Annotated in this window: 17 protein-coding genes; 6 read left to right on the top strand and 11 right to left on the bottom strand. The window is 36.9% G+C overall.

Annotation, left to right across the window (positions count from 1 at the left end):
- The first annotated feature begins 52 nt into the window (after nucleotides 1-52).
- The gene (locus DK858_RS03645) at nucleotides 53-1,072 is read left to right on the top strand and encodes an SPFH domain-containing protein (protein WP_109396262.1); all 1,020 of its coding nucleotides are present in this window, start codon (nucleotides 53-55) and stop codon (nucleotides 1,070-1,072) included.
- The gene (locus tag DK858_RS03650; protein WP_109396263.1) at nucleotides 1,072-2,016 is read left to right on the top strand and encodes a diacylglycerol kinase catalytic domain-containing protein; all 945 of its coding nucleotides are present in this window, start codon (nucleotides 1,072-1,074) and stop codon (nucleotides 2,014-2,016) included. Before DK858_RS03645 ends, DK858_RS03650 begins: the two co-directional genes overlap by 1 nt.
- Before the next feature lie 8 nt (nucleotides 2,017-2,024).
- On the opposite strand, the gene DK858_RS18020 is transcribed toward DK858_RS03650, so the two are convergent.
- Both DK858_RS18020 and DK858_RS03655 read right to left on the bottom strand, forming a co-directional pair.
- Nucleotides 2,025-2,198: a hypothetical protein gene (locus DK858_RS18020; RefSeq protein ID WP_162556451.1), complete on the bottom strand. Its 174-nt coding sequence runs from the start codon at nucleotides 2,196-2,198 to the stop codon at nucleotides 2,025-2,027.
- A gap of 74 nt (nucleotides 2,199-2,272) precedes the next feature.
- Nucleotides 2,273-2,575: a phage holin family protein gene (locus DK858_RS03655; protein ID WP_072064343.1), complete on the bottom strand. Its 303-nt coding sequence runs from the start codon at nucleotides 2,573-2,575 to the stop codon at nucleotides 2,273-2,275.
- Nucleotides 2,576-3,153: 578 nt separating this feature from the next.
- Between DK858_RS03655 and DK858_RS03660 the strand changes: the two genes are divergently transcribed.
- The 4 genes from DK858_RS03660 (at nucleotide 3,154) to dhaM (ending at nucleotide 6,888) form a co-directional block, all read left to right on the top strand.
- On the top strand, nucleotides 3,154-3,414 hold the full coding sequence (locus DK858_RS03660; RefSeq protein ID WP_109396264.1) for an Ogr/Delta-like zinc finger protein: 261 nt from the start codon (nucleotides 3,154-3,156) through the stop codon (nucleotides 3,412-3,414).
- Between the two features lie 270 nt (nucleotides 3,415-3,684).
- Nucleotides 3,685-4,749: a dihydroxyacetone kinase subunit DhaK gene (dhaK, locus tag DK858_RS03665; protein ID WP_109396265.1), complete on the top strand. Its 1,065-nt coding sequence runs from the start codon at nucleotides 3,685-3,687 to the stop codon at nucleotides 4,747-4,749.
- Nucleotides 4,750-4,778: 29 nt separating this feature from the next.
- The gene (dhaL, locus tag DK858_RS03670) at nucleotides 4,779-5,411 is read left to right on the top strand and encodes a dihydroxyacetone kinase subunit DhaL (RefSeq protein WP_109396266.1); all 633 of its coding nucleotides are present in this window, start codon (nucleotides 4,779-4,781) and stop codon (nucleotides 5,409-5,411) included.
- A gap of 28 nt (nucleotides 5,412-5,439) precedes the next feature.
- Nucleotides 5,440-6,888, top strand: a complete 1,449-nt coding sequence (dhaM, locus tag DK858_RS03675; protein ID WP_109396267.1) for a dihydroxyacetone kinase phosphoryl donor subunit DhaM — start codon at nucleotides 5,440-5,442, stop codon at nucleotides 6,886-6,888.
- A gap of 103 nt (nucleotides 6,889-6,991) precedes the next feature.
- Here dhaM and DK858_RS03680 read toward each other — a convergent pair whose 3' ends face one another.
- The 9 genes from DK858_RS03680 to DK858_RS03720 form a co-directional block, all read right to left on the bottom strand.
- The gene (locus DK858_RS03680) at nucleotides 6,992-7,843 is read right to left on the bottom strand and encodes an MrpH family fimbial adhesin (RefSeq protein ID WP_109396268.1); all 852 of its coding nucleotides are present in this window, start codon (nucleotides 7,841-7,843) and stop codon (nucleotides 6,992-6,994) included.
- A 6-nt stretch (nucleotides 7,844-7,849) separates the two neighbouring features.
- The gene (locus DK858_RS03685) at nucleotides 7,850-8,386 is read right to left on the bottom strand and encodes a fimbrial protein (RefSeq protein ID WP_109396269.1); all 537 of its coding nucleotides are present in this window, start codon (nucleotides 8,384-8,386) and stop codon (nucleotides 7,850-7,852) included.
- Nucleotides 8,386-8,877 (bottom strand): fimbrial protein, encoded by a 492-nt coding sequence (locus tag DK858_RS03690; protein WP_109396270.1) that lies wholly within the window; start codon nucleotides 8,875-8,877, stop codon nucleotides 8,386-8,388. Before DK858_RS03690 ends, DK858_RS03685 begins: the two co-directional genes overlap by 1 nt.
- A 16-nt stretch (nucleotides 8,878-8,893) precedes the next feature.
- Nucleotides 8,894-9,379 (bottom strand): fimbrial protein, encoded by a 486-nt coding sequence (locus DK858_RS03695; RefSeq protein WP_162556449.1) that lies wholly within the window; start codon nucleotides 9,377-9,379, stop codon nucleotides 8,894-8,896.
- Nucleotides 9,380-9,383: 4 nt separating this feature from the next.
- Entirely contained in the window at nucleotides 9,384-10,130 is a 747-nt protein-coding gene (locus tag DK858_RS03700; RefSeq protein ID WP_109396272.1) for a fimbrial biogenesis chaperone, read from the bottom strand.
- Between the two features lie 26 nt (nucleotides 10,131-10,156).
- Nucleotides 10,157-12,652: a fimbria/pilus outer membrane usher protein gene (locus tag DK858_RS03705; protein ID WP_109396273.1), complete on the bottom strand. Its 2,496-nt coding sequence runs from the start codon at nucleotides 12,650-12,652 to the stop codon at nucleotides 10,157-10,159.
- Between the two features lie 92 nt (nucleotides 12,653-12,744).
- Nucleotides 12,745-13,311 (bottom strand): fimbrial protein, encoded by a 567-nt coding sequence (locus DK858_RS03710; protein ID WP_109396301.1) that lies wholly within the window; start codon nucleotides 13,309-13,311, stop codon nucleotides 12,745-12,747.
- A 1,109-nt stretch (nucleotides 13,312-14,420) separates the two neighbouring features.
- On the bottom strand, nucleotides 14,421-15,698 hold the full coding sequence (locus DK858_RS03715) for a sigma-54-dependent transcriptional regulator (protein ID WP_109396274.1): 1,278 nt from the start codon (nucleotides 15,696-15,698) through the stop codon (nucleotides 14,421-14,423).
- Nucleotides 15,676-18,051: an ATP-binding protein gene (locus tag DK858_RS03720; RefSeq protein ID WP_109396275.1), complete on the bottom strand. Its 2,376-nt coding sequence runs from the start codon at nucleotides 18,049-18,051 to the stop codon at nucleotides 15,676-15,678. Before DK858_RS03720 ends, DK858_RS03715 begins: the two co-directional genes overlap by 23 nt.

Genomic DNA, 18,051 nt, shown 5'->3' on the forward strand with positions numbered 1-18,051 from the left:
CGATAGGACACAATTCAATTATTGTCATAAGGACACTAATTAGAGGAAGACTATGTTTAACTTAAATTACTTTAAAGCAGACTCATCAACATTCATTATCAAATCCGTCAATGGTAACGTGCGCCAACAAGGTAAAGGGTTGAGTTTTTGGTATAATTCAGCCACAACCTCTATTGCTGCATTACCTTTAAACGCTCAAGAAGCTCCTTTTATTTTTAACTTCCAAACCTCGGACTTTCAGGGTTTACGCATTCAAGGGCAAATCTCATTTCAGGTTAAAGCGCCTGAAAAAGCCGCAGAAGTACTCAATTTTAACTTGAGCAAAAACGGCAAATCTTATGCCTCTGAAGATCCACTAAAACTCAGCGATCGTGTTGTGCGTATTGCACAAACCTTAATTCAAGCAAAGATCCAAAGCACACCACTTAGAGAAGCGTTATTACTCAGTCAATCATTAGTCACTTTAGTGATGGAACAATTAATCGAACACCCATCATTAGAAGCATTAGGTATTGCGATTTTAGATGTCTCTATTGCGGCAATCACTCCATCACCAGAAACCTTAAAAGCACTCGAAGCCGAAGCAAGAGAATCCTTACTGAAAGAAGCTGATGATGCGATTTATGCTCGCCGTAAATTCTCAGTAGAACAAGAACGCACCATTAAAGAAGCTGAATTAGAAACCGATTTATCCGTTCAACGTAAACGTCAAGAAATTGAAGAAGCACGCCTAGAAAATGAACGTACATTATTACGAGAGCAAGCAGAGATTGAAAAAGAGCGCCTTGAAGCGAAGGTTAATGCAGAAGCAAAACGCAAAGAACTGGTTGCGTTAAGTGCTGAAAATCAGCGAACACAATCAGAAGCCGATGCTTATGCTATTGAAGCGACCATGCGAGCTTATCGTGAATTGCCGGTTGAAAACCTAAAAGCCATGGCACTGGCAAAAATGGACTCACAACAATTAATGGCAATGGCATTTGAAACCTTAGCACTAAATTCGGGGAAAATTGGCGAATTGAATATTACACCTGATTTATTTAGCCAATTTATGAAAAAAGGGAGTAAATAATGCAACGTAGCGAAGATTTTCGTTTTGTGCTAGTGATGAGAAAAAGCCGCTTACAGGAATTAATTGAGCGTTTTAATACTTGGTCACAAGCCAAATTCTATCTTGAACACAACAATGTTGAGGTAAAGGATTACCTCAATGAACACAATTTATATCAAAAACAACTAACAGAAGCTGAACTGATTTTAAAATCATTAGGACGTTTTCAACTTTTAGAGAGAAGTTTATTACCTAGCTATCAATTCTCACCCCACGACATTGTGGTCGTGATCGGTCAAGATGGGCTGGTTGCTAATACATTGAAATATCTTAATGGACAACCCATTATTGCCATAAACCCGGATCCATCAAGATGGGATGGTAAATTATTACCTTTCGAAATCGGACAATTAAAAGAGACAGTTATTAATACTATTAATAAAAAAATGCCATTTAAAACAGTTACTTTTGCACAAGCAACAACCAATGATGGTCAATCATTATTAGCGGTTAATGACTTGTTTATTGGTCCTAAAAGCCACACCTCTGCACGGTATATTTTGCAATGGAGTGGCACCCAAGAAGCACAATCTTCATCAGGCATTATTATATCAACAGGACTGGGATCTACAGGTTGGTTTCAATCTATTCTTGCTGGTGCGATGGCAATTACAGGAGAAACTTCGCACCCTCTGTTACAAGGTTTTAGCTGGAGTGAACGAAAACTACAATTCAGTGTAAGAGAACCGTTTCCAAGCAGAACAACAGGCGTGTCACTGACTTTTGGCACTATTGAGCCAGATTCACCGTTACAATTAGAATCTTTAATGCCAGAAAATGGCGTAATTTTCTCTGATGGTATTGAAGATGACTATTTACAATTTAATGCGGGTTGCATTGCCCACATCGGTATCGCAGACATACAAGGGCAATTAATTAGCCCAAAAGGATATCAACATATTTAGATTCATTGTTAAAGAAAAAAGTGAAGATCAAGACAAGCATCCCTGTTTGCTTGATCTTCGATTGCCGTTATTAACATCCGTTGTTCTAACGTTATATTGTCTCGATGCCATCCTTGAGCAATCCAACCCAAACTAAACGCCAGTCGTGCAATCCATGCATATAACGCTTGTGTGTTGAACATGACCTAACTCCTTCGTCATTCGAGACAAAACTGACTTTATCGACTTTTATTATGATGAAAACATATTGCACTTTTTACTTGGTATCCTCTTTTTCTTTCCCTGAAAAAAATTGATTACCTCGTTTACGTAACCAGATTTCAACTAACTGATAACCCACAATACCGAGCGCTGAGCCGATCCCCATTACTGCGACAGAATCAATTCCAGGCCATAAAATAAGCAGTGCACCAGCAACAACAGAAACCGCCGAGCCTAAAATAATTTTCCCGATAAACAATCTTAATGTCATTGTTTCATTCGCAACGAGCATCTTTCCTAATGCAATAAAAGCGCCCACTACCACTAACGATATCAATGTGCTGTCATATTCATCCATGAATACACCTCATCTCTGATCACACTTTCTTTACCCGTAAAAAGAACCCTCTCCTCCCAACATTCATCAGATAATCTGTAAAGAATTAGCAGTAAGCCACGACCTTGTGTAACTGAATAAACTCCCGATTGAGATAAACGTAAGTTCCTTTTATTTCAACGATACGCCACATCCATTTGCGATAAACAACAGGCGATCCAGTTATATTACTGCTCACATCCTTGTTAACTTGTAATAGACTTCTTGTCTCTTGTTTTCTACTCACACTGAAAACAAACAAAAATAATAAACAATAAATTCAATATGTTGCTTATCTCCATCTGATTTAACGTGAAGCCATTATCTACAAAGTTTGTATTTCAGGCTAGTAAGTTTGTTCGGTTATTGTCGGTTATCAAGCCTTAACCGACAATAACCGAACTATTTACACCACTCGAAACAAATTAACTTGTTTTAAATCCCTTTAAACAACCACAAAACAAATATTTATATAAAAAAACAATAAATAGGCTGGTTATAATACAATTTTAAGCTAATATAGAAGGTATCCGATAGCCCTTAGTAAAGAGAAAAACAATATGCGTGTCTTAACTATCTTTTGTCCTGAATGTGGTGAAAAAGCGCTTATAAAGAAAAGTAATCGTAAACACAAAGAGTTATCCGATCTCTATTGCGCTTGTCGTGATCCTGAATGCGGGCATACCTTTGTTTTAAACCTCACGTTTAGTCACACCCTTATGCCAAGCGCAAAAAATAAGGATACGTTGTTATTAGATGTGATTAAAAATCTTTCTCCAGAGCAACGAGATAAAGCATTAACGCTTTTGCAAGACATGTAACCATCACGAACAGATACTCTTTTTTCATTTATTTTTATGATCTTGCTCCCATTCTGACAGGTTATTTGACTAACCTATTCTTATAGAAAGATAAATGATGTAGATTCATTTTTAAGCTAAATAAAAATAATTCTTATGTTTTAAATAAAACAAACACGCCTATTGATGCTGTGTTTGCTAATCCTTTAATAAATAATTTGTCAGCCCCCAAACCAGAACCCCTATTTCTAGTTTGAAGACTAAACACAAATTTCAAATGGAGCATTTAAGATGAAAAAGCTGATTAATCGAGTTGATGATGTGTTATCTGAACAACTACAAGGCTTTGCAAAAGCCCATCCTGAAATCAAACTTCATCCCTCCTCTTTTTATGTCACGCGAAAAGATGCTCCAGTAAAAGGTAAAGTTGCACTATTGTCCGGCGGTGGTAGCGGGCATGAACCTATGCATGCGGGTTTTGTGGGTAAAGGAATGCTTGATGGTGCATGTCCGGGTGAAATATTTACGTCACCAACACCAGATAAAATGTATGACTGCGCCAAAGCGATTGATAGCGGTGAAGGTGTTTTAATGATCGTGAAAAACTACACCGGTGATGTCCTTAACTTTGAAACCGCAACAGAACTGCTTCATGACGATGGTGTAAAAATCGCAACGGTATTAGTTGATGATGATGTAGCGGTAAAAGATAGCTTATATACCGCAGGACGCCGTGGTGTTGCCAATACCGTTTTAGTAGAAAAACTACTGGGCGCGGCAGCGGAAAGAGGCGACACTCTAGATGAACTGGTTAAATTAGGTCACCACATTAATAACAATGGTTTTTCTATCGGTATTGCCTTAGAAGCCTGTACGGTTCCAGTCGCAGGAAAACCCTCTTTTACTTTACCTGAAAATGAAATGGAGTTTGGTGTCGGTATTCACGGTGAACCAGGTATTGACCGTCGTAAATTTACTTCCCTCAATGATACTGTTGATGCCATGTTTAATACCTTAATTGAAAATGGCCACTATCAACGAGTGATCCGCAATTGGGATCGTGAAAACGGCACATGGATCGATGAAAATCAGGAAAAACAGCCGTTAAAATCTGGCGATCACGTCATTGTCTTAGTTAATAACCTTGGTGCCACACCACAATCTGAACTTTATGGTGTTTATAACCGTTTAACTCAATGCTGTGAAAAATTTGGCTTGACCATCGAACGTTCTTTAATCGGTTCTTATTGTACTTCGCTCGATATGACAGGGATCTCAATAACGTTATTAAAAGTTGATAATGAATTACTGACCTTATGGGATGCCCCTGTGAATACACCAGCGATGGTGAAATAAGTCTTTAATAACAAGAAAAGGAACAATAAATGGCTTTAACACATGCTCAAATTATTCTTTGGTTACAACAATGTGCACTGCTATTTGAACAAAACAGTGATTATTTAACCGATTTAGATCGTGAAATTGGTGATGCTGACCACGGTTTAAATATGAACCGTGGCTTTAGAAAAGTGCAAGAAAAACTACCTGAATTTGAAGGACAAGATATTGGCACAATCCTTAAAACCACAGGCATGACATTGCTCTCAAATATCGGCGGAGCAAGTGGCCCACTATTTGGCACCTTCTTTATTCGCGCAGCCAAACCTACGGCTTCATTGCAAAACCTAGAGCTTAATCAACTTGTTGAAATGGTAACAGAAGGTGTAGAAGGCATTGCAAACCGAGGAAAAGCAGAGCCAAATGATAAAACTATGTGTGATGTTTGGTGGCCTGTAGTTGAGTCATTAAAACACTCAAGTGAACAAAATCTTTCTCTCAAAGAAGCCCTCAATCAAGCACAAATTGTCGCTGAAAAAGCGGCTGAAAATACCATTCCGATGCAGGCTCGAAAAGGGCGAGCAAGCTACTTAGGCGAGCGCAGTATCGGACATAAAGATCCCGGCAGTGCTTCTGTGGTACTAATGATACAAGCCCTTGCAAATAGCATTAATGCATAACTGACCAAGCAACCCATAAAGGTCTACCATGATAAATATCGTTATTGTTTCTCATAGTAAACATCTCGCTGATGGTGTGGCAGAACTTGCCAGTCAGATGCTTAATCCGACTCATTGCCAACTTGCTGTTGCCGCGGGTGTCAATGATGAAGAACATACCATTGGTACTGATGCCGTTAAAATTATGACGGCGATAGAATCGCTTTCACCAGCACAATCTATTGTTGTGATGATGGATTTAGGTAGTGCAATACTAAGTGCAGAAACTGCGATTGAGTTACTTGATCCAGAGCTAGCAAAAAAAGTCACTCTCTGCTCAGCGCCTTTAGTTGAAGGAACGCTTGCTGCAGTTGTAGCGGCATCTTCAGGTGCATCACTGGAAAAAGTGATTGAAGAAGCTTCAAATTCTTTATATCCAAAGAAAATCCAACTTGGTGAAAATTTCGTTCAACCTAAAAGTGATATTAATGCCCCTGCCAAAATTCACGGTAAAGAGGCAAGTTGGGTAGTCCGTAATCCTCATGGTCTACACGTCAGACCGGCCGCAACGTTAGTTGAGGTACTTTCTGCTTTTCAGGCTGATTATCAATTAGTTAAAGGGGATAGACGTATTAATCCCCTCAGTTTAAATCAGCTTTCATTAATACAAATTCGCCAAGGTGATGAGATAACACTCATTGCCTCTGGTGAACAAGAAGAGGAAGCGATTGCGGCTTTTCTTGAACTTGCCCAAAATGGCTTTGGAGAGGAGCTATCTTCTGATTCTAATACCATTACATTAAAAGGTATGTTAGCCCCCGTCACCCCAATAAAAGCCCCTGCTTTTATTTGGCATGAAATAGAGCTCTCGCCAATCGAAAACTTATCTGAACCGATGGATATTGATGCTCAAATCAGCAAACTTAAATTTGCAATAAAAAGCACTCTAAAAGCACTACAACAGAGTGCCAATAAAGCTAGCGAAAAATTAGGTGAGCATATCGGTGCCATTTTTAACGGCCATATCATGATGTTAGATGATGATGAATTAATCACAAGTGTGATTGATCGCATCAAAGAAAAGAAGATCAGTGCCCAGCAAAGCTGGTCGGATGAAATGCTAGAAAGAACACAGTTGTATTGTGCTCTCACCGATCCTTATTTACGCGCACGTGAACTCGATCTTCGTGATCTGCGTAATCAAGTGCTTTATCATTTACAAGATAAAACTCGCCCAAGCTTTACCCCTTCACAACCCGCAATCTTGGTCGCCAAAGAGATTTTTCCTTCCACATTAATTCAATTGGAATATAAAAAATTCGTGGGAATAGCGTTAGCTAAAGGCGATGTCCTTTCTCACAGCGCCATTATCGCGACTGAAATGCATTTACCAATGTTAGTAAATTTGGGGCCTGAACTATTAAAAGTAACTGAATCTCAGATGCTAAAATTAGACACAAATAAAGGCGAGTTAAGTATTGAACCAATAATGCCATAACCCTTTTTTCAATTCATCCACACAAAAAAACCCGCACAATAATGTGCGGGTAAGTCAACGAAAAACGCTATCGATAATAGGTCATTATTGACTCTTATAATTATTAAGGTATTGATAATACCAATGTTGTAGCACCACTAAAGTTACCTAATGAAGGTGTGCCATAAGTTTGAAGCTTTGACCTCACTCTCACATAAGTATATTCGTTCTTTATTGTATCAACCTGTGTTCCAATTGACGCAGGTGAACCATTTAACGTTAAAAAAGAGCGAATGCTACCATCAGGTTTTAAGTTTAAAAAATGGTCATCCATCGAGCTGGTAATTTTTACTGGCATAGTTTCATTACAAGTGAGCGCAAATTGTTCTTCCACCTCATTACCATTAACTTGTGTCACATCAAGTACACCATGTGAAATAGTAAGATTATTAGAAATAAATGCACATTTTCCTTCAGGCGGTGGAGCAATACCACATACGCCACCAGGTACCATTCTTCCGCTACCACCTGTTGGGCTACTTGTCATAAAGAAAGCGATACATTCATCAACGGTTACAGATCCCGCATGGGTACTATAATTCACATAAGGGAATGTCAGACCGCACTGATTAACAGCCACATCGCGTATTTCAGCCATAGAGCTTAAATGTTGTAAATCTACACCACACCGCCATCTTGCTCGATGCTCAGTACCCGTTCCTCCTCTATTAGGTTTTGAGTGGAAGTGATTTAATTGAATATAACACCGACCACTCAACCCTAAACTTTTACAAGGATTTGGCGTAAATCCCATTTCTGTCCAATATTCCAACACATAGTCATAACGAATATTACCTTTAATCTCTGGAGAAGGGCCTGATTTAGTAATATAAGTAAAATAACCTGCTTGTACGCTAAAGAGTGAAAAGCTGCATAACACAATTAATAGCTTTAAAATTTGCTGTATTTTTTTCATTATCTTTTACTCATATTTCAAAGAAAACACGGCAGTAGCAGAGAAATGTCCCGGTTTAATTGATTTGTCTGCTATCGCTTTTGCTGTCGCTTGTAAATAAGCAATAAAGTTCAGCTCAAAAATGCCATTATTAGGAATATTATATAGACTGGTATAATTCCCTAAATTAACAGGGACACCTTCTTTAGTCGTAATTTTTATTCCTAAATCAGGATTATTAGCGTTATCGTCTAATGCTAATAATCCGGCAAGTTCATTATGCGTTGCCCCTTCAAACTTAATTTTTACTTGCTTAGCGATAGAAATATCACATTCCGATAAAATAATTTTGAAATCCTTTTTCTCGAATTCAAAATAACTTTTATAAATATCATCCAAACGAATTTCATCAAAAACAACATCGAATTGAGAATGCTCAGGTAAAACTTTGCAAGGTGCGATAATTAATGAACCAAAAATATTAAGATTCTCAGCTGAAAAAACAGAAGAAGAAAATAATAAACAACTACCAATAATAGAGCGAAACACATTTAATCTATTCATTATTGGTACTCCACAAATAAAGTGCCACCCGCAGTAAAATTCCCCGGAGCCAATTCACTATTTTCTTTTTTCACCAATACTGCCCAAATCTTTTCAGGGTTATTTAAATTAACCGGATATTTTTTATTTAAATCAATAATGGAATTGCCCAGCATAAATTTTACGGTTAATTCATTAATATTGGTTCTCAACCCATTAGGATCGAAGCTACTTTTATTACCATCAATCGATAAATACATATTCCAGTTATTTAAATTTTCTTCACAGGTAATCTGGTAATTAATTTCTCTTTTTTGGTCGTAACCTTTAATTGTTTTGATCGCGACAGGACCAAAATTTACCTCAATCATATTGCCATCATTCACTTTACAAGGAGGAGGCGTTAGTAAATTACCTTTAATCAATACTTGTGTTTCATTATCTTTTGCCAAACTGGGTGAAGAAAATACAGAAAATAAAAATAACATCATGAGGAATGGATAATAACGCATATTGTTTATTCCTCTGTTAGTTGTAATAAACCTGCATAGTCGCAGTTGCAGTAAAGGAGCCTGTTGGTAGCGTGGCACCACTTTTTTTCACAAGTACCGCATAAAGCTCGGGTCTAGTTTGATAGTTAAACTGAAAAGGTGTTTTCATATAAATATTGGTATCAGTCGTTTTAAATAACACCCCTAAATCTGTCACACTCGTTTGTAAATAACGTGTATCAAACCCTGCGCCATCACCTGTAAATTTCAGCGACATACTTGGATCACCTGTTGTTTTACAATCCAAGGTGTAATCCATTTTTTGTTTATAATTGTCATTTTCTATTCTTGTGGTCATCACATCATTAAAGTTCACTTCGATAGGTTTACCATCGTTAATCTTGCAAGGACGTGACTCTACACTCCCGCTCACCGTCACTTTTAAAAAACCAGAAACGGCCCACGCAGAAGGAGCGAGAAAACTCATACAAAGAAAAAGTATTACACCTCGGAATATAAGCATAATATTACGCCTTCTTATCTTTAATATTTGCTGAACAAATATCTCCACGGCATTGGAAAGTAACTTCAACCAAACCACCAAAATCATTGAGATATTCAATTGCTGGCGTTGCGCCTAAATCACCGACTTTTGAGCCTAATGGACGTTGACCAAAAGGCTCAATCATCACGGCCTCAAAACCATTAACCTCAGTATTATTTTTTCTCACTTTGGTGATAGTCAGATAATAAGGTGAAGGATTTTTCACATTGTAATGACCACCCTGTTTTTCAATCACAATATCTTTTTCCATTGGATTAGCCTCTAAACGGCTAGGTGCGACAATACTTTTTGGTCGATAAAACACTTTAATTTTTGTTTGTAATGCAATTTGCAAAACATTTGGAGAATCACTGCGAGGGGGAATTTCACGAACATTAAGGTAATAAATACTTTCTCTATCTGTGGGCAACATATTTATTGCAGGTAATGCCTGTATTTTAATTTGGCTTTTGTTACCGGCTTCGATACGTTGAACAGGCGGTGTTACCACAAAAGGAGAATTAATTTTTTCATCTTTACTATTCTCAAGCCAAGATTGTGCTAAATAAGGTTTAGATTCATTTTCATTTTCTAAAACCATACTGACTGAGCGCTCACCTTCATTATATAAAACACGTGTTCTATCTAATGCGATAGCGGAATAAGCGGATTGAGAAAAAAGGCAAAGTGTAACGATAGCGCCTAATGTTCTTATATTGATATATTTCATTTCATTCACCGTTGACTTAAATTTAATTACTTACAAGGAAGCAACAACATGTTGCTTAAATTATTTTCTAGTACTTGAGGTAATTGGAATTGGCAAGTTTCGCCATTCCAAGCAAGCTCTAAGGTTTCACCTGCTTTTACACCTGACAAATAAACAAAACCGTCGTCTGAAATAATGCCGACTTCTAATTTGTCTTTGTTATAAACACTGGCACCAAAAGGAGGATATTTATTATTTGCCATGGTGATCACCGCTAAAACTTTTTCACCTTCAATCACATTAAATTTGCGATAACCAATTGCCCCTTCGGTTAACGTGGCATATTGTGACGATTGAACGGCATCCGCTTTTTCAGGAAGATTATTAATATCGATCTTAATATGGCTACGAGAGTAGTTCTGCACTCCCATTAAAACCGCTTTACCGTGTCGGTTAGTTTCAATTGGCGTTAAACTTGTCTTAATCGGAATATCTTGAACATTATTGGTATCAACCAATATGCGTGAATTTCCCATTGATGTGACTCGGTGGAATGCTCCTCCTTCTGGAGTAACAGTTATTCCCCCCATTAATTGCATCGATAAAGCGCTTTGATTATTTTGAGTATAAGTACCACTTGTAGTTAGTTTGGCTAAATTACCGTCGTAATTGTAGAAACCTGAAAGATTAACTTTATCGCTATCCCACGTTCCCGCAGATAAATTATACGTACTGCGATCATTAAGTCGTTCATAATAGCTAACGCTGTTACTGGTATTATGACGATTAAAAGATCCTGAATAACTAATATTGGCTTCATTACGCTCTAGTGGAATACCCAATGACACATAAACACCTTCGTCATTATTATGGTTAGACTCTACTTTATAAGCTGATAAGTTAATGGATAAATTTTTAAAATTAGCCCAATCAAAATAACTCGAAACCGTAAAACTATAATTATCCGTTGAAGGTCGATTCCAATACGTTTGGCGAGAATAGTTTAAGTAAGTATTAATATTATATTCAGGGAAAGCCGTACCAAAGATTGCGGTATAAAGTTCTTTACCACTATCAATATGAAGCCCACGATAACGACCATCTAAAAACTGAGTCATACTTAAATAGTCACGTTGAGAAAAACGATAACCCGCAAACGTGATCTGACTATTTATTTCATCAAATTGCTTTGAATAAGTAACGTTATAAGACGTTCCTGATAGCGTTTTATCATCAAAGTTACTGCCCATCTCAGCGCGTGACGCTGAAATATTAAAAGAGAGAACCCCGAATGGTGCTAAGTCTTGCCCTAAACCTAAAGCAATATTTTGATACTCTGTTGAGCCCAATAACCCGCCATAAATTGTAGTGTTATTTGCAGCTCCCCATGAGAAAGAGCCTAATGAAAATGCAGGCCCTTCAGTATCATGTTCATTTTTAGTGGGCTTACCCACCACCAATTTATATAAAAACTGTCCCGGTCTTGTCAGTGTTCCTAAACGCGACGTTTCCACTTTAAAAGTTTGAATAGAACCGTCTTGTTCTTCAATAGAAACATCTAAAGTACCACCCCCAAATGTATTGATGTCTTGAATTCGAAACGGTCCAGGGCTCACTTCATTTTGATAAACAATACGACCATCTTGACGCACAATAACCGTGGCATTAGTTCTTGCAACCCCAGCAATTTCAGGCGCATAGCCTTGTAAACGAGGGGGGATCATCGCATTATCACTCTCTAATGAAGCACCTAAATAACGGAAGCTATCAAAAAGTTCTGATGAGAGATATTGCTCACCTAACGTTAATTTGGCACCCAAAGAGCGAATAGCACGAAAAATATAAAGCTGATTCCAACGCCATGATTTATCGTTATTATTTAAATTACCGCCAGAAGCTTGCCAATCTGAACGAAAGCGCCAAGCACCCATATTAATGCCCATCACACCACTAATATTGGTACCCGTTTCTGTGCCTTTTCCATTATTTTCATATCGAATAAGGCGATTGTTCATATTGTAATCAAGAAAGAAACCTGCAATGCCATCATCCCAACGTGAAGGCGGATCCCAGCTAGGATCTTGATATTCCATAAAGGCTTGAGGAACGCTGATATTTAAAATACCAGTATAGAGATCACCCACTGCATTCATGCTAGGGATAGAACGGAAATCAAGGCACTGGGTATTGTCTGTGGTTAACCAAGTGACTTTTTTTTCCCATTCAGACTTTAAACCTAAAATGGGATAAACCTCTGGAGTAATACAAGGAATAGATAATTCTGCGTTGTAATCTGGGGCAAAAAATAAAATAGGCTCTTCGTTTCTTACTCTTTGTTTATTAACGTCGATAACCAGTAAATGAGTACCCGGCTGAATATAGTTTGCGTAAGAAAATTTAGTAAAATCGGTGTTTTCAATACCCTTATCGGTTAAGAAATCGGTATTAAAATCGACAGCTTCTTCTGCAAAAACAGAAAACGAAAAAGGAATAAAGAATAAAAGCATTACTTTTTTGATCTTATTTATTTTCATGCTTTTCATTTTGCTATGCCATCCTCAGCATTATTAACAGAAGACAATATTGATGAGATGCATGGCGCCTAAGCGCCACACATCTTATTAAAAAACAACAATTATTCGTAAATAACTTTGAAGTTAGCGACTGTGTCGAAAGAACCGGTTGTTGCTTTCTTATCAACAGCTTCATTACCTTTCACGTAAGCCGAGAATTGCAATGTTGTGATAGAGCCGTCGCCATTATTTAAAGCGTGACCGTCAACTGGGAAGCCTTGACCAAAAGTAATTGGATTATTACCACGGTCAGTGATAACGATACCTGCATTTTGTACTTTGCCACCTAAGCCCAGTAATTCGCCGGTATAGCCGTCAAAACCACTTACCGTTGCACCGGTGAATGACACTTTTGCAGTTTTGTAAGTTTCTGTTGAGCAGTTTTTCAGGATAATATCGAAGTTTTCGCTATCTGAACGGAATTTATTGCTGGTCAGTTCATGCAATGCGATTTCACCAAACTTAACAGTTTGATCTAAACTTTTATCATCGATTGAACATGGAACGTCATTGATAAAGCCCGTAAAACGTACTTTACCTTCACTACTTTCAGCAGGATCTGCTGCAAAGCTAGGAGCAGCAACAACTAAAGATAACGCAACACCTAAAGCTAATTTAGTAAATTTCATAAAATTTCCTTTATACACAATAAATATATTGATATTTCTTGGTTTCTGACTAAATAAGCGATAGGTCATAAAACCTCACCGCCTTTCTACAATTTAAAATTCACAACTCCACCGTTCTTAATTTATAAAATCAAGATAGGGGATATCCTACAAATGCATCCTTTTTGCATTCATATTCAAATTAATTTATGGAATAAATTAATCGCATTAACTTATTTAAACGTCATTTTTAAATATTTTATAAAAATAATTTCCTTAATTAATAAAAACATCTTAATTAGACATATAAATAAGTAATAAATTTTAATCAGAAAGTAAGAGACAAAATTCAAAGCAAAAAAACAGATTTAAATTATGTTCTTTGGCTTATTTGCGACTAAATACTCGCAAAAGGTGTAAATTAAGTCAAAAGTCAAAAAATGATATCATTAGTAATATCAAAGAATAGTCACATTACGAAATAACTCTTAAAGTGAGTATTTAAGGTATTTTAAACTAAGATAATATATAAATTAGATATTATTACTTAATAAAAAATAAAGACACCACAATTAACACTTATTAAGTGTAAATAAAATATAAAAACCAAAAAAGGCCATTATTACAGATTTTTATAAACGAAATTAATCTAAATTAAGATAATAAAACCAAATCATACTAACAATTCCATATATATACAAAAACACTTAGGATTCATCTTATTTAGTTGATAATTTTATATTCTTTAATTTAATTAAAATTTAGACAATCTAATTATGACAATATATTTAAATATCGTTTTTTATTCTTAATAAAAAATAAAAACAAATCATAAATAAAAAGTAAATATGATAATCTTTTAATGAGCACTCTTTTTAATATAGTCAATTATTGAGTGGAAACTTGCAGGATAAATAGAGATAATCTTTTTTACAAAATGATATCTCGTCACTATTTTTTCTTTTTTATATTTAACAATTAATAAGATTTTAAGAAAAATAAATTTAATATATAGTAATAAAGATGACAGTTTTTGCTATTGCTATGAAGGGAGTTCCTCCCTTACTCAAATAGGTGCTTTTAATATCCTTCCCGCCCTTAAGGACGGGCTTTACTACATGCAAGGTAAATCAAACTTTTGGTTTATAACTATCTTTATCGAGCTCATGTTTTTTCATTCGTAAATATAGCTTTTTACGTGGGATCCCCAAATAATCCGCCACATCACTAACACGTCCCGCAAATAGATATAATGCATCTTCAATTAATCGACGCTCATATTCATCCACAAGATTATCTAAAGGGCCTTCTGGTGGGATAATAGCTCGATGTTGTTCACTATCAACCATTTTCACAATGCCTACCGCATAGAGTTCGGCCACATTTCGTAACTCACGAATATTCCCTGGCCAATCGTAACGCTTTAAAATATCGAGATAATTACGATCAATCTTCGGCACAACAATACCGAGTCGTTGCGCGCTTTGTCGTAAGAAAGCTCTAAATAACGGAATAATATCTGGGCGTCTTGCGCTTAACGGGGGCAATGAAAAGGTGATTTGTGAAAAATAGTAATAGAATTCAGGGATTAACCGCCCTTCTGTTACAAGTTTCTGTGTATTATTTTCTAAAATTGCAATCGTTCTAAAATAGCGTTTTCCTTGGCGTTCCATATCTAAAAGATAAGAACTTAACCAGCGTTGTGCTTCTGATGATAAATCATAAGGAGAACGCAAAATCAGTGTACCTACCTCATCCGCTTCAATTTGAGCAATAACTTGTTTGATATCCGATAAATTTTGACAATCAACGGTTTGGACAGCTTTATCACTATGCGGGCTTAATTCATGCAATAGTTGAGCAAGAAGATGACGCCCCGTGCCCATCTCACCTTCTATCATTAAATCTTTATCGATATCGGCAATTTGTTGTACTTGTTTTCTGATCGCGGTGATTTGCGCACTGTCTCCCACTAATCGCTCTTGTGTAGTGCTTATTATGGCGTTTCTCAGAGAAAGAATGGATTGACGCTCTTTATGAGCCTTTGACACTAACTCTAAGAAAGCAGGAGGATTAATCGGTTTTTCAATAAAATCATAAGCGCCTTTTTTTACCGCTTCTACTGCTAACGGTATATCGCCATGGCCGGTGATCATGATAACCGGAATACGAGAGTCTATTTGTTTAATGCGCTCTAATACTTCCATACCATTCATTGCTGGCATATAGATATCAAGCACAACAGCACCTTGCCATTCTGGTGTTAAAAAGCTTAAGGCTTTTTCTGGTGAGTCAGTTACTCTAGCAACCATTCCCGCAAGATTAAGCAAATGACGATAAGATTCCAGAATATCTTCATCATCATCAATTAATAAAACATCGATATCATGCATGTGTGATTGTGTCATCTGTAAACTCCAAAACAACCATGGCGCCACCTTGTAATGTAGAGGCCAAGTAAATTTCATAACCAAACCGTTGCATAATTGAACGGCAAATGGATAACCCTAACCCAAGCCCCACATCTTTTGTGGTTGTAAATGGGGTAAATAATTTGGGTAAAACCTCGGAATTGAATCCTTTTCCACTGTCAGCGATCGCCACTAATTTTCTTTTGGGATCAACAGATAAAAGATCAATGGTGATCTGGCTTTCACCGAGACCCGCAATAGCATCCATCGCATTAACAAACAAATTAACTAAGACTTGTTCAATTTGTGTCGGATCTGCACAAATGGTTAATTCATCAGGAATATTATTCTTAATAATGCACTGCTCTCGTTTAGAACGAGACTCTACCAGCACCATCGCGCTATCTACCAGCTCTTTTAATGGCGCTGAAACAAAACTAATTTCAGATGAAGATTTACGTGAGAAATTACGCAATGCAGTAATGATTCGATTCATTCGTGCGCACAACTTTTCAATACGTTCGATAGAATCAGGTAATTGATCATATTTTCCCATCTGCATAGTCAGTTTTGCACTGTAAAGATAGGTGTTGATTGCAGAGAGTGGCTGATTAAGCTCATGTGCGAGGCTTGTCATCGCCTGACCTACAACCGCCATTTTAGCGGCCTGTACTAGCTCTTCTTGTGTCTGAATTAAATGTTTTTGTGCCTGCTCACGACGTAACATCTCTTCATTTAATTGCTGGTTTTTATCCTGTAAATCTTGTGTTTTTAATGCCACCAGCCGTTGAAGCTCTAATCGGCTTAACTCTTGGCGCGTAATATCTGTGATAGTCACAATATATTTGTGTTCATCTTTATGTGGATATTCTCGAATATTAAATTGTAAGAAATGAGGCTCACCCGCTTTTACCATTCGAATAATACATTCACTCTGCCCTAAGCGATAAAGCTGACTAGTTAAGCCAAATTGCGCTTTAAGCATTGAACTCGCCTCTCCACTAAACAGTAGCCAAAGTGGCTTATTACTTTGCTCTTTTCCTGTTCCTAATAACATTGCTGCACTTGGGTTAACTGTTTCTATTCTGCCATCGTGGTGACAAGTTATTAAACTTGCATCGGTGTTATTAATAAGATTTAACGCATTGCTGGCTTCAACTTCTTTCATTTGACGCCAAAATCGACGAAGTCGCCGACTTAATAGGCCTATTTCATCTTGCCCTTCAATCAGTACAGGCTCGGTTAAATTACCTTTAGCGACATGCGCTAAATCATCACTTAGTTTATTCAATCTTGCGATAAGTCTTCTATCAATCAAGATTTTCATCACAATAATACTCAGCAAAAGTGATGCAATAATGATGACAACAATAACGATTTTCCCCGTTGCCATTAGCTTACGAGTATTATCATTAAGCTTATTTAGCGCTTCACTTGTAGCAAAAACATTGCTTCTTACAGCACTATCAAATTGAGATAATTTTTCATTCAGTTCAGGAGTTAATGCTTTAAGCTTTTTCTCATTATCTACATCATCAATCAGTGTTTGATAGATATCACCATCATAGCGAGTAATGGCGATGATCTCTTGTAATATCTGGCGGTGAGCAATCGTTGATGGATAGCTTTTTAGCTTCTGATTTAAGGCGATGATTTCATCAATCTTAACACTGATATAATGAAAAGCGACATCGATATCACGGCTATAACGTTGGTGAGCAATTTCTTCAACTAAACTAATTAACTCATTTTCTGTAGTAAATAATTCTTGTAATAATGTGGATTCAAGTAAAAGTTGTAGGCTGTTTTCCTGTACATTTTTCTCATTAATCATTTGGCCAACATGCCACTCAATTTCATTCAACAACGGTTTAATATCTTCACCAACAGCGTCATGCATCCATGCCAATTGCCCCAATAATTGAGCAAGACGATTCTCTAATTCACGCCGCTTATCCAGCAACACATCCTGCTGATTAATGAGCTCTGAAAGCTCATCAACAAGTTGAGTATAAAAATCACGCTGTGGCTTTTGCTCAATAGGAAACTCACGTAAATTATCGAGTAACTGATGAATTTCCTGCTGTTGTTGCTCTGAAACTGATTTTCTCTGTGTCTGCTCTCGCTCTTTTAATAACATTTGTAAATTGGTGCTATAACGTTCCATATTATAGCTAGTGGTTAACATTGGGAGAGATCCCCCTACTGACGCATTAATTTGTGTCGCCAATTTCCCCCACATAAAAAAGATAACCACACCAATTAATAAGGTGAGTAAAGAGCTAAAGATAAACGCCATATACAGACGTCTACCTAATTTGCCAAATTGTTTAGGCACTAATAATTTCAT

It is taken from the genome of Proteus faecis (genome assembly GCF_003144395.1).
In the GTDB taxonomy this organism is placed as follows: Bacteria; Pseudomonadota; Gammaproteobacteria; order Enterobacterales; family Enterobacteriaceae; genus Proteus; species Proteus faecis.

Excerpts from the sequence above, each read along its gene's own strand:
- DK858_RS03645 (WP_109396262.1), top strand. The coding sequence starts at position 53 with ATGTTTAACTTAAATTACTTTAAAGCAGACTCATCAACATTCATTATC.
- DK858_RS03650 (WP_109396263.1), top strand. The coding sequence starts at position 1,072 with ATGCAACGTAGCGAAGATTTTCGTTTTGTGCTAGTGATGAGAAAAAGC.
- DK858_RS18020 (WP_162556451.1), bottom strand. The coding sequence starts at position 2,198 with ATGTTCAACACACAAGCGTTATATGCATGGATTGCACGACTGGCGTTT.
- DK858_RS03655 (WP_072064343.1), bottom strand. The coding sequence starts at position 2,575 with ATGGATGAATATGACAGCACATTGATATCGTTAGTGGTAGTGGGCGCT.
- DK858_RS03660 (WP_109396264.1), top strand. The coding sequence starts at position 3,154 with ATGCGTGTCTTAACTATCTTTTGTCCTGAATGTGGTGAAAAAGCGCTT.
- dhaK (WP_109396265.1), top strand. The coding sequence starts at position 3,685 with ATGAAAAAGCTGATTAATCGAGTTGATGATGTGTTATCTGAACAACTA.
- dhaL (WP_109396266.1), top strand. The coding sequence starts at position 4,779 with ATGGCTTTAACACATGCTCAAATTATTCTTTGGTTACAACAATGTGCA.
- dhaM (WP_109396267.1), top strand. The coding sequence starts at position 5,440 with ATGATAAATATCGTTATTGTTTCTCATAGTAAACATCTCGCTGATGGT.
- DK858_RS03680 (WP_109396268.1), bottom strand. The coding sequence starts at position 7,843 with ATGAAAAAAATACAGCAAATTTTAAAGCTATTAATTGTGTTATGCAGC.
- DK858_RS03685 (WP_109396269.1), bottom strand. The coding sequence starts at position 8,386 with ATGAATAGATTAAATGTGTTTCGCTCTATTATTGGTAGTTGTTTATTA.
- DK858_RS03690 (WP_109396270.1), bottom strand. The coding sequence starts at position 8,877 with ATGCGTTATTATCCATTCCTCATGATGTTATTTTTATTTTCTGTATTT.
- DK858_RS03695 (WP_162556449.1), bottom strand. The coding sequence starts at position 9,379 with ATGCTTATATTCCGAGGTGTAATACTTTTTCTTTGTATGAGTTTTCTC.
- DK858_RS03700 (WP_109396272.1), bottom strand. The coding sequence starts at position 10,130 with ATGAAATATATCAATATAAGAACATTAGGCGCTATCGTTACACTTTGC.
- DK858_RS03705 (WP_109396273.1), bottom strand. The coding sequence starts at position 12,652 with ATGAAAAGCATGAAAATAAATAAGATCAAAAAAGTAATGCTTTTATTC.
- DK858_RS03710 (WP_109396301.1), bottom strand. The coding sequence starts at position 13,311 with ATGAAATTTACTAAATTAGCTTTAGGTGTTGCGTTATCTTTAGTTGTT.
- DK858_RS03715 (WP_109396274.1), bottom strand. The coding sequence starts at position 15,698 with ATGACACAATCACACATGCATGATATCGATGTTTTATTAATTGATGAT.
- DK858_RS03720 (WP_109396275.1), bottom strand. The coding sequence starts at position 18,051 with ATGAAATTATTAGTGCCTAAACAATTTGGCAAATTAGGTAGACGTCTG.